At 37.6% G+C, this 11998-nt stretch carries 11 protein-coding genes; 2 read left to right on the top strand and 9 right to left on the bottom strand.

The window, feature by feature from the left end; genetic code table 11:
- Nucleotides 1–535 precede the first annotated feature (535 nt).
- The 9 genes from FGQ53_RS02365 to leuS all read right to left on the bottom strand — a co-directional run bounded on the left by FGQ53_RS02365 (nucleotide 536) and on the right by leuS (nucleotide 9372).
- Complete coding sequence (locus tag FGQ53_RS02365) at nucleotides 536–952, bottom strand: GNAT family N-acetyltransferase (protein WP_138335461.1); 417 nt, start codon at nucleotides 950–952, stop codon at nucleotides 536–538.
- A gap of 11 nt (nucleotides 953–963) precedes the next feature.
- The gene (locus tag FGQ53_RS02360) at nucleotides 964–1659 is read right to left on the bottom strand and encodes a GNAT family N-acetyltransferase (RefSeq protein ID WP_138335459.1); all 696 of its coding nucleotides are present in this window, start codon (nucleotides 1657–1659) and stop codon (nucleotides 964–966) included.
- Between the two features lie 94 nt (nucleotides 1660–1753).
- The gene (locus FGQ53_RS02355; RefSeq protein WP_138335457.1) at nucleotides 1754–2173 is read right to left on the bottom strand and encodes a DUF3021 domain-containing protein; all 420 of its coding nucleotides are present in this window, start codon (nucleotides 2171–2173) and stop codon (nucleotides 1754–1756) included.
- Between the two features lie 9 nt (nucleotides 2174–2182).
- Nucleotides 2183–2638 carry a LytTR family DNA-binding domain-containing protein gene (locus tag FGQ53_RS02350; RefSeq protein WP_138335455.1) on the bottom strand — a complete coding sequence of 152 codons (456 nt, stop codon included), beginning with the start codon at nucleotides 2636–2638 and terminating at the stop codon, nucleotides 2183–2185.
- Nucleotides 2639–2656: 18 nt separating this feature from the next.
- Nucleotides 2657–3499, bottom strand: a complete 843-nt coding sequence (locus tag FGQ53_RS02345) for an ABC transporter permease (protein WP_138335453.1) — start codon at nucleotides 3497–3499, stop codon at nucleotides 2657–2659.
- Nucleotides 3499–4365 (bottom strand): ABC transporter ATP-binding protein, encoded by an 867-nt coding sequence (locus FGQ53_RS02340; protein WP_138335451.1) that lies wholly within the window; start codon nucleotides 4363–4365, stop codon nucleotides 3499–3501. Before FGQ53_RS02340 ends, FGQ53_RS02345 begins: the two co-directional genes overlap by 1 nt.
- Nucleotides 4366–5035: 670 nt before the next feature.
- Nucleotides 5036–6268, bottom strand: coding sequence for an acyl-CoA thioesterase/BAAT N-terminal domain-containing protein (locus tag FGQ53_RS02330; RefSeq protein WP_138335449.1), 1233 nt, complete (start codon nucleotides 6266–6268; stop codon nucleotides 5036–5038).
- Between the two features lie 55 nt (nucleotides 6269–6323).
- Nucleotides 6324–6779 carry a MarR family winged helix-turn-helix transcriptional regulator gene (locus tag FGQ53_RS02325; protein ID WP_138335447.1) on the bottom strand — a complete coding sequence of 152 codons (456 nt, stop codon included), beginning with the start codon at nucleotides 6777–6779 and terminating at the stop codon, nucleotides 6324–6326.
- A gap of 91 nt (nucleotides 6780–6870) precedes the next feature.
- Nucleotides 6871–9372: a leucine--tRNA ligase gene (gene leuS, locus FGQ53_RS02320; RefSeq protein ID WP_138335445.1), complete on the bottom strand. Its 2502-nt coding sequence runs from the start codon at nucleotides 9370–9372 to the stop codon at nucleotides 6871–6873.
- A gap of 147 nt (nucleotides 9373–9519) precedes the next feature.
- On the opposite strand from leuS, the gene FGQ53_RS02315 reads away from it, so the two are divergent.
- Together FGQ53_RS02315 and FGQ53_RS02310 are read left to right on the top strand one after the other, a co-directional pair.
- The gene (locus FGQ53_RS02315; RefSeq protein ID WP_138335444.1) at nucleotides 9520–11169 is read left to right on the top strand and encodes a sensor histidine kinase; all 1650 of its coding nucleotides are present in this window, start codon (nucleotides 9520–9522) and stop codon (nucleotides 11167–11169) included.
- Nucleotides 11162–11932: a response regulator transcription factor gene (locus FGQ53_RS02310; protein WP_138335442.1), complete on the top strand. Its 771-nt coding sequence runs from the start codon at nucleotides 11162–11164 to the stop codon at nucleotides 11930–11932. The genes FGQ53_RS02315 and FGQ53_RS02310 overlap by 8 nt, the downstream gene beginning before the upstream one ends.
- The last annotated feature ends 66 nt before the right edge of the window (nucleotides 11933–11998 follow it).

Here is an 11998-nt window from a genome sequence, read left to right as displayed (position 1 = left end):
AGAACTTTTTTACGAAAATCTATTGAATATGCCATAAGAATATTATACCACATTGTGTACTATTTTTGGTTCATTTTACTATAGTTGCTAGTGATAACCTTCTTTTACGAGTAAAGGCCTGTTCATCTTGTTTGACGAACTCAACTTTTTGACCAATGATACTCTGAATACTCTTATTCAAGTGGGCTTTTATCTGTTTTATAGTGGATTGAAATAATATATGAACAGAGAGCTTAGGAAAGTCAAGTTAATTTCTAGAAATGTTTTATAATCCATAACGTACTATTTTAGATTCAATATATTATGTCAGGGAAATCCCTCCTTAACTATAAGTTTATCACATAAAAAAGAAACCCAAATACAGAATTGTATTTGAATTTCTTAACTTAATGACATTGCCTGATTGGGTGACTTCATTAGGAGATTATGATGAAAAAAGTTTAGGATTTCATTAAATAAAGTTAGGAGGTCTTTATTTAATGATTATATAATACTAGACCAGCCTTAAACTTTGCTTAAGAAAAAACAAGTTTTGTTATTTTTCTCGATTCACCCAAGTCATTCCTATACAATTATAGGTGGATAAACTTTCAAAGCCCATAGAACGATAGAAGCCCAAGGTTTTTTCTGTCTGTTCGGTCACTAGTTGGACTTGATAGGCATCTTTGTAATCACCTAAAGCCTCTTTCATCAAGTCTCTACCAATCCCTTGGCACTGATAGCTAGGCAAAACAATCAAATCCTGAACCAATACTGATGAGAAATCATCTCCGACCAAACGAACCAAGCCTACCACGGCATCTCCAGCATATGCCAGATAAATCGCTAATGAGTGAGACAAGGCCTTCTCCAGCATCTGAGGCTGATGGGTATAATTTGTCCAACCGACTGCCTGATAGAGATGCAAAATATCCTCTAGCTTGACAATTTCTTGCTTTCTAATAGTTATCATCTCAATACCTCTCAGAATTCTCTTAAGTTCTTGTACTGCCGTCCATTTTTATCAAAATTTTCAGGACGCAACCATGTTTCCAAACGAGATTTGACTTGGGGCCAGTCCTTATCAATCATAGACAACCAAGCCGTATCCCTTGTACGCCCCTTATATACGACTGCCTGGCGGAAGGTCCCTTCATAGACAAAACCTAAACGTTCCGCTGCTCGTCTGGATGGCATGTTAAGAGCATCGCATTTCCATTCATAGCGACGATAGTTAAGCTCCTCAAAGACATAGCAAGCCAAGAGATACTGGGCTTCTGTTCCTATCCGTGTCCCCCTGAGCTCTGGAGAAAAAGTGACAGCTCCCACTTCTATTACTCGGTTATTCTTGTCAATGCGCATGAGAGAAAAAGTTCCCAAAGCCTTACCAGTTGCCTTGTCTATGATTGCATAGTAAAAACGGTCCTTACGAGCCAACATCTGATTTAAAAGAGTAACCAGTTCCTCTCTGTCTGCCACTGGTTCCTGAAAGAGGTAGGTCCACATCTCCCGAGGCGTATCAGGGCCATAAACAGCTAATAAATCCTCCGCGTGCTTTTCTACAGAGAGAGCCTCTATTCGAGCATAACGCCCTTCTAAGAAATCAATAGAAGGCAGTTCACCTGGTGCATAACCTTCCATTGACTCACCAATCATCTGACCATATTCGTTTACTGGCATTTTTCTTCTCCTTGTTTTACGCTGAAAATACTATATCACAAATTGTTCTCTTTGGAAACTGGCACTGTCTTCAAACTTCATCCTCAACACTATATTAGTGACCCGTTTTCTGTCTTTTATCCTCTAAGGCTTGATTAATTCGTTGGGTGAGTTTGTGAGTTTGCCAGATTTGATACAACCATATCAATCCATAAATTAACAAGAAAAAGAACCAAAGCAAGGGACTCCACAAGGCTGAACCCCAACCAAAAAATAGAGAGGTCAATACTAAAATAGTAGCTGTCACTAATAAATGAACTCCTACACGTATACTATAAGCAAGAAACTCTAGCCTTTCAAGTATTAAAGTCAATACCCCCATAATTCCACCCATTAAAAACAGAGCTAGAATATTTTTTATCATTGGTTCAGGATAGGTAATACCTGGATAAAACTGAGTCAACACCATCATACTCAAATAAAAGAAGGAAGCCGTACGCATTCCCGATACAAAATAATCAATTAATCGTTTCATGATTTTCTCCTATAAACCTAGATAATTCATTAAGGACTTGACGTATTTCCTACTCACACTAGACTTGATACCTCGAGTCATTTTAGCCATCATGTTCCCTGAAAAGCTATCTGATAACGATTCTAAGTGGTCAATGTTTATAATTGAATGGCGTGATATCTGTATAAAATTACGTCGGTTAATCCGATTCTGAAAATTTATCAACGTTTCCTTAGTTTTATAAATCCCGTCTACCGTATAAATGGTCAACAAGTTCTTATCGATATCTGCTAGAATAAGATCCTCAATCTTCACCATGACCAGATGATCATCCGTTCGAATAGGAATGACCACCTGATTGGTCGTTGAAAATTGTTCTAAATACTCCATGACTTCCCTTGCTTGGTCGGTTAACTGAGCTGCCTGAATTACAATATGTGGGTCCTTTTCTGAAAACTCTGTCCTCATTTCAAAACGAATCTTCATTTTCTCTCCAATATACCTTTATTTTCTCTTGCTAAACACTTTAACAAATAAAAGCCAAAGAAGAATAGCGACGAGACTGATAATAACCACTATAAAGTATGTCTCTTCCTTTGTCAATAGTTCTTGCCAGTTGATTTGGATTCCCATTTTTTCTTGAAATTCCTTTAACAATCTGCTATTTCCTGTAAATGCGGTCTCTAATGGTTCTTTCATTAAAATTTGTCGATAAAGAGAAGCAATATAAGTTGCAGGGGTACACTTCATGATAATCTGTGCAAAATCAGGTAAAACTCCAATAGGGACATAAGTTCCTACTAAAAATCCAGAAGCAGTTCCCACTATAGTTGCCAGTTTGCCAAGACTATCTACAGATTGAAAACGATAAATCAAGAGAATATTTATCAAACTTGAAAGCAGACTACTTAACAACATAATCAAAGCAATTTCCGGTAAATGACTGATAACTGGACTTTCTTTAAAATAAAGCCCCATAACAGCAAACATAAACACCTGCATGAGAAAAGAGATGGCAATACTACTGATTAGATAGGACACCTGTAAACCCCAGCTACCTAAATCTGTCAAGAAGAGATCTTGATCCACTTGATTTTCACGATCCTGTACCATTTGTGTAAGAGCCGTAAAACTGGTTGTAATCCCAGTCACAGCCAAAGTTCCACCCATCAGCCAGTTATTTAAAAGGTTCGTATTATCAGGGAGTTGGGACCAAGCATCCGTCAAGTTCTTCTGCAAAAAAATGATATAAAGGAGGAAGGAAATCAATGCCCCCAATAATGAGAAAAATACTCCTGAACGATTACGAAAATATAAGATAAAATTCCGTTTCAATAAAGCTAACATTACCGAACCTCTCTTCCTGTAAGTGCAATAAAGGAATCATCCATGGTACCTGGACGAAACTCAAAAGAATCAATTTCTTCTCGTACTTTTGCCAAATATTCAATAGCTTCCAGTGATGTCCTTGGATAAAAAAGATATTCCAACTCATTTTCTTCCTTTACTATCATTCCAGTCTGTAGCAACTTTTCTAAATCCTTCATTTCTTTAAAACGAATTTTTAGAATATTAGATGCATACTGACTTTTAATAGCCGTCGCAGAACCTTGCGCAATCACTTTCCCATGATCAACGATATAAATCTGATCCGCTTCATCAGCTTCATCCAGATAATGAGTCGTTAAGATAATAGTCATCCCTTCATCCTTTTGTAGCCGAGACAGTAAATCCCAAATGGCTTTGCGAGTCTGAATATCTAGACCTGTCGTTGGTTCATCTAAGAAAAGAATATCTGGCTGTGAAAGAAGAGCACGCGCAATATCAACCCTACGTTTTTGCCCACCTGACAAAGTCCCATATAGTTGCTTATGGAAAGCAGTCAAACCCAGTTGATGGATCAAATCATCCACACGACTTGCTGCAATCTCCTTATACTGTTGAGCACGAATCGTAAGATTTTCCCTAACCGTCAACCTCTCATCCAGTACACTAGCTTGAAAAACAACTCCTATTTTCGTATTTGGCGCATATCGAATCTGGCCTTTTGTCGGCTTTTTCAAACCGATTAACATGGAAATGGTGGTTGATTTTCCTGCACCATTGGGACCCAAAATAGCATTAAAACTCCCTTTTTCAAACTCTAACTGAATATCCTCAACAGCCATATGATCGCCGTACCGTTTAGTCAAATGTTTAGCTTGTAAAATCATATTTAGTTCCTCCTCTTTACCCCACCAGTTTAACAAAAAGAATGAAAGAAAAATCGACTTTTGAGATAAGTGGTTAAAATGAGAGCTTAAGTGGTGAGATGGTTAGGGTTAAGTTAAAGTAGAGAAGGCTACAGCTATTTTTCTCCTACCGAATTGCTAAATGAAGCTTAAAAATACTTACAAGAACACATTATATTTTTAAATATGCGCTATAAAAGAGATGTTTTACCGCATCTGGCCGAAAAATTCAAGAATCGGTAGTATTATTCTAGCCAAATCAAACAATAAAAAATTAACTAGAAATAATGACACACAATCCCTTCTATCAAAATGAAACTGCTGAATATGATATGATTGAATTTGAAGCAAGTAAGTATTGTCCTGAATTTGAAACTTCCATTAGCCAAATTTTTGATGCCAAGTAGATCTATTAGGAAATAATATATGAAAAGAATTTTCAATACAAGCAAAAAACAGCTCTTTTTATCCGAGAAGAGCTGTTCTATTTTATGAAAGAGAAAGTCACTAGTAACTCTTGTACTTCTCTCTACGTTTTTACTGTTTGAGTTCAAATTTCTCTTGTTTGAACAATTGCTTTTGTAGACTGGACTACCAACCAGAACTGTGTTTTTATCTTAGTTGGGACTATTATAGTACGGTTCAGCACTATCTACAAATTTTTCAGATGTGTATCAAAAAAATTTATCGTAGCAAACCAAGAGTCTACACTTTCTTTCATTAATAAGCACCAATTTTTTCGATAACGATGATTCGGTTGATAAGCAACCGTCAACATATGTCCTGTTTCGTGGTATTTTTTAAACAAAATGGATTTCCCTTTATAATGTGAAATAATACCATCTATCGCGGATGACGCATTCCATATTTCATCAACATCGCTTCCTAGTAATAATAAAGGAGAGGCAATTTTACTCACATCAATCTGAGCTCTACTATCTTCAGGAATATGTTTTCCAAAAAACTTGTTTAACAAATAATTTCCTAGTTGAAATTTTTGATACGGAAGTTCTTTTTGCAAATATGTCCAAGAAGATGAATGAGAGTTGAGTTTTCCCTTTATTCCCTCAAATATTACATTTGAGGGGGAATTGAGTACCAAACATTGCACATCTTCCAAAATACTTTGTCCAGCCAGAACAAGCTCTGCTCCTTTAGAGCGACCATATATTCCTATTTTTGTATTATCAACTTGAGGATGATGATATAGAAAATCTTTCGCCTCCTCCAGACATTCTATTGGAATTCGTTCTAAATTGTGGGGTAATCCCTCTAAACCAAAATAAGCTATCGCAAGACAAATATAGCCTCTAGAAGATAAAAGTTGGGCAATATTCTGAGCTTTTTCAATTCTCCCCTCACTACCGCTAACAATAATAACGGCTGGTGCCTTTCTTAACTTTTCATCATAAAATAATCGACCTTGAAAATGCTTGTCATAGATATCTTGATATCTTACTCCTAGATTCATATAACGCCTTACAAAACTTTGCTCCGCGACCACATCTTTCCCCAGCCTGATTTTAATTTCAACACCAAAACAATCTCGCAATGGAATTCTATCAAGAGAATTGGGTAATCTCCTTTTCCTATTTTTCAACGGTTTCGCATTAAAGAACAAGCCCATTTCTGAAACCCCTTTATAAGATCCTGAAATAGCTGCCGTCTGAGAGGTATCAATCATACCGCCCTGATCAGATAAAAAAATTGCGGTTGATTTCCACACGACATCATGATCTAAAAGTAAGGGAGCATTTATACAGTAATAATCAGACAGGTACATTTCTACACAATACCTTGTCCTTGGTTCTAAACCATTGATAGTAATATAAAAAGATTCATCTGCTAAGTCAGTTTGTGAAATCAGTTCAATGTTTACACTCATATCTTCTCCTTTTGTTAATATACTTAACAACCAAATTTAAAATTTACCGTGACTTTCACCACGGTAATCCTCCCCATACATTTTCAATATCATCCATCAATTTCACAACTGTTTGAAGTTCCATCTCGCTATAGTTGTTTAAAACTGAAAAGACCGATTTTTCAATATGTGCTTGTTGCTCCTTATGGATTTTTAAAATTTCGATGCCTTTTTCAGATAATCTCAAATATTTATTTTTCCCATTATTCGGAGCAAAATCAAAAACAACTAAATTTTTTTGAATTAATCTCCTAACACTTTGAGTTATTGCACTTCTCGAAACTTTTAATAATTCAGATAATTTCACTAGATTTAAGGGCTGATTTTCCCCAATCACAACAATCAAATGTACCTCATTCAACGTAATGGATTTGTCAATACTAATTTTATGCTGATTTTTTTTTAACTGTTCAAATGCTAAAATAAATCTATTGAAACGATTATTAAATGTAATAAATTCTTTTTTATCCATAATCTCTCTTTTCTTTGTTAATCATATTAACAAAATAGAAACTTCCTGTCAAATAAAAATCCTCCAGATTCTACTCTGAAGGATTCCTATCTTATTTCACAACAATATTAACCAATTTATTCGGTACCGCAATCACTTTCACGATTTCCTTACCGTCAATTTCTGCTTTGACTTTTTCGTCAGCCAGAGCAATTTCTTGCAATTCTTCGCGTGATAGGTCTTTAGCGACCATGAGTTTGGCACGGACTTTACCTTTGATTTGGACAACGATTTCGATTTCGTCTTCAACTAATTTGCTTTCATCCCAAGTTGGCCAAGCCACGTAAGAGATTGATTCACCTGTTGCCACAACAGTTTGCCAGAGTTCTTCTGCCAAGTGAGGTGCAAATGGGGCAATCAATTGGATAAAGCCTTTAGCGTAGTCCACATAGAGCTTGTCTTCCTTGTTAGCAGCGTTGACAAAGACCATGAGTTGGGCAATAGCTGTGTTGAATTTCATAGACTCGATTTGCTCAGTGACAGATTTGACTGTTTCGTTATAAACCTTGTCAAGAGCGCCATTGTTTTCCGCAACGATTTCTTTACTTGTAATCAAACGGTAAACGCGGTCAAGGAATTTACGGCTTCCTTCCAGACCTTCTTCAGACCAAGCGATGGAAGCATCAAGTGGCCCCATAAACATTTCATAAACACGAAGGGTATCAGCACCGTATTGTTCCACTACGTCGTCTGGGTTAACAACGTTCTTGAGCGATTTAGACATCTTGGCTGGCGCTTGCTCCAACTCTTCCCCTGTTTCCACATGGAAGAAGGAACCGTCACGTTTTTCAACCTTATCAGTCGCCACAAGCGCACCACGGTGGTCACGGTAGCTAGTACCCAAAATCATTCCTTGGTTAAAGAGTTTTTGGAATGGTTCCTTAGTTGGAACAACACCGAGGTCGTAGAGGAATTTGTGCCAGAAACGAGCATAAAGCAAGTGAAGCACAGCATGCTCTGCACCACCCACGTAGATATCTACTGGCAACCATTGTTTGAGAAGATCCTCATCGGCCAATTTCTCAGTATTGTGTGGGTCAATATAGCGGAGGTAGTACCAGCTTGAACCTGCCCATTGTGGCATAGTGTTGGTTTCACGACGACCTTTGACACCATCTGCACGAGTCACTTCAAGCCAATCTGTCAAGTTAGCCAATGGACTTTCCCCTGTACCTGAAGGGCGGATATCCTTGGTTACAGGCAAGATAAGTGGCAATTCACTTTCAGGAACAGCTGTTGAAGTTCCATCTTCCCAATGAATGATTGGGATTGGTTCACCCCAGTAACGTTGACGGCTAAAGAGCCAGTCGCGAAGACGGTAGGTAACCTTCTCCTGACCACAGTCGTTTTCTTCCAACCAAGCCACAATCTTAGCAATTGCGTCTTCTTTATTCAATCCATCTAGAAAGTCTGAATTAACATGAAGCCCATCTTCTGTGTAGGCAGCTTCTGCTACGTTTCCACCTTCAAGCACTTCTACGATTGGAAGGTCAAACTGTTTGGCAAATTCCCAGTCACGTTGGTCGTGGGCAGGAACAGCCATTACCGCACCTGTTCCATAGCTAGCAAGAACATAGTCTGCAATCCAGATTGGAATTTCCTTACCATTGACAGGGTTGATGGCATAAGCACCAGTCCAAACCCCTGTTTTTTCTTTGGCAAGGTCTGTACGAGCCAAGTCAGACTTGAGGCTAGCTTGGTGTTTGTAGTCTGCTACTGCTTCAGCTTGTTCTGGACTGACGATAGCATCTACCAAATCATGCTCAGGTGCCAAAACAGTGAAAGTCGCACCGAAAAGGGTATCTGGACGAGTGGTAAATACAGTGAATTCCTTGTCTGTTCCTTTTACTTTAAAGGTTACATTGGCACCAGTTGATTTCCCGATCCAGTTGCGTTGCATATCCTTGATAGACTCTGGCCAATCCAACTCATCCAAGTCATTGAGCAAGCGCTCTGCATAGGCAGTGATTTTGAGCATCCATTGGCGCATTGGTTTGCGGACAACTGGATAGCCTCCACGCTCAGAAGTTCCATCAGGAAGAACTTCTTCGTTGGCAATTGCTGTTCCTAGTTCCTCAACCCAGTTTACTGGTACTTCCGCTTCATAGGTCAAGCCTTTTTCGTAAAGCTTGGTGAAGATCCACTGAGTCCACTTGTAGTAGTTTGGATCTGTGGTGTTGACTTCACGGTCCCAGTCGTAAGAAAATCCAAGCGCATTGATTTGACGTTTGAAGTTAGCAATGTTTTCTGCTGTGAATTCCGCTGGGTCATTTCCTGTGTCCATAGCGTACTGTTCAGCTGGCAAACCAAAGGCATCCCATCCCATTGGGTGAAGAACATTGTAACCTTGCGCACGTTTATAACGGCTGAGGATATCGGTTGCAGTATAACCTTCTGGGTGTCCTACGTGAAGACCCGCTCCAGACGGATAAGGGAACATATCGAGAGCATAAAACTTCGGTTTTGAGGCATCTGTTCCTGTCTTAAATGTATGATGTTCTGCCCAGTAGCCCTGCCACTTAGGCTCAATTTCTTTATGATTGTAAAAACTCATGGTCTCTCTCCAATTTTGTGATGTTACTATTATACCATTTTTGAGGGAATTTGGTCTCGTTCTATTCTATACTTTTCTATTTTACCTTGCTCTAGAATTTTTAAACTGCTATACTTATAACAGAAAACCCTTCCAAGGAGGTAGCGGATGTCTCATTCCTTTAAAAAATCTCTCCAAAAAGAAATTCTCCATAGAAGCTCTATCGCAGCCTTTGTGACCTCTCTTTTACTACTCATTTTACTTTTTGGTTTTTCCTATTTTTTACAAAAGCAACAACTCTCCAAAGATACGAGACAGATTGTCAAACAGGTTCAAGAAATGAAAGAAGCAAATAATGAACTCCTGACTACTATGAACCATAAAATGATTCCTGGATTTTTGGATGGTAAACACACAGAACGAGAAGTCTTTAGCTTATTTTACGAGACAAAAGCTAAATTAAAACTTAGTTCTGACCTCATTATCCTAAGTGATACAGGTGAATTACTATTTAGTACCAATCGAAATCATCAAGAAAGTATTTTATCTCCCTACTACTTAAAACTACTCATTCAAAATCCTTCTCAAGAAAAAGTGACAGAAAAAATTGCACTCTCTTCAGACAAGCAACACTACACACTCTTTATCAAACCACTACTTCAAAACCAACGAGTTAAGGCCTATACTATTGCTTTCGTAAATGAGAATGATTTCATCTCAAGTTTCCCAATGATCAATTCCAAATACATCATTACCGATAGCTTTGGAAATATGTTTTCTAACAATACAAATCAGTTCACTCGCTCCACTCTTGAAAAATTTGATGAAAAACTCCTACACTCTCGCACCCACTGGTATGCGAATGAACCGCTTATTGTTCAAAAAGAAAAAGTCGGTGCTATTTTTTCAATCTATACTTTTCAATCCTTTTTTCCCATTCCTAGCTTACTCGGTCTAGCCTCCATTCTCACCTTATGTATATTCTTCCTCTACTTCTGGCAAGCAAGACGAATTGCTCATAAAATTGCCACACACAACGCTGTTCCTATTGAAAGTTTGGTTTACCAACTTCAAGAAATTCCTAAACAAGCAGAAAAAAGGCTTTCTCTACAAACAGGTGATGAGTTTGAGTTTATGGCAGAAAAAATTAACAATATGTTGTACGAATTAGATCAACTTCATCAGAAAATGTTGACCATAGAAAAAGAAAAGTGGATTTTTGAAAGAAAAATGCTAGAAGCTCAGTTCAATCCTCATTTTCTCTACAATACACTTGAGACGATTAAAATCACTTCTTTAATGGATGCCGCTCTTACACAAGACCTAATTCAAAATCTCACGCGCATTCTTCGCTACAGCATCACCGATTTAGAAAAAGAAACAACCATTTGTCAGGATTTAAAAATTATAGAGGATTACCTTATGATTCATAAGATTCGTTTCGAGCACTTTTCTTATGATATTGTCTGTCCAGAAACTGTCGATAATCAGCCTATCCCTAAACTTTTCTTGCTTCCTCTAGTAGAAAATGCTATAAAATATGGGATGCAATACCGTATTGATCTTCATATTGATATCCAAATTACCTTGGAAGAAGATTCTCTGACTTTTTTAGTCAAGGATAATGCTGGAGGACTCACAAAACAAGAGCGACTCGCTATTTTAGACTCTTTAGAAAGCCCACATACCCAGCATGGTATCGTTAACAGCTACAAACGATTGAGCAATTTCTTTTCTGATGTCCAGCTAGATTTAGGAGTCAATCGCCAAGGAGAAACTTGGGTAAAATTTGTAACGAAAGGACTAACTCATGTTTAAGCTCATCATCGTAGAAGATGAACACCTCATTCGAAAATGGCTAGAGATTGCCGTAGATTACTCTGCCTTAGGTATCCAAGTCGTAGGAACTGCCAGTCACGGTCAAGAGGGAATGAAACTCATCCAAGAAAAAGAACCTCATATTGTCTTAACAGACATAACCATGCCAATTATGGATGCTTTTATGATGTTTGAAGCCACTCGTACTCTCTCCTATGAAAAAGTTATCTTATCAGGTTATAACGATTTTCAAAATGCCAAAAAAGCCATGCAATATGGCGCGGTAGATTTCTTATCCAAACCAATTGATACCAAGGAATTGACAGAATGTCTTCAAAAAATTGTTTTGCGATTACGAGTTAGTACTTATCAAGAAACTCCTTTTTTAGATGAATATCAAACTTTACTCACATCTATCCAACAAATCGATACACAAAACCAAATCATTCAGCAAATTCTTGAATTTGTTCATCAACACTACTGCATGCACTTTACCATTTCTACCATTGCAGAGAATCTAGGATATAGCGAAAGTTATCTATATAAGGTTATCAAAGAAGACTTCCCAATGACGCTAAATGAATATATCTTACGCTACCGCCTCAAGCAAGCTATAGATAAAATGGCTGAATCCCCTAATTCTCCCTTAAGCGATATCTCTGAACAAGTTGGATTTTCAGACTATAAATATTTTGCCAAAGTTTTTAAAAAGTATCTCCATATTTCTCCAAAAGAATTAAAACTCATGGATAAAAACCATTGATGTAAAAGGATTGCTCAACTCTATTGTAGCAATCTTTTTATTTTATATAGTAGAACTCTACAATTT

The sequence above is a fragment of the Streptococcus mitis genome (assembly GCF_005844455.1).
In the GTDB taxonomy this organism is placed as follows: domain Bacteria; phylum Bacillota; class Bacilli; order Lactobacillales; family Streptococcaceae; genus Streptococcus; species Streptococcus mitis_BF.
Note: the sequence above shows the minus strand (reverse complement) of the source record. Positions and strands in the feature narration are given on the sequence as shown.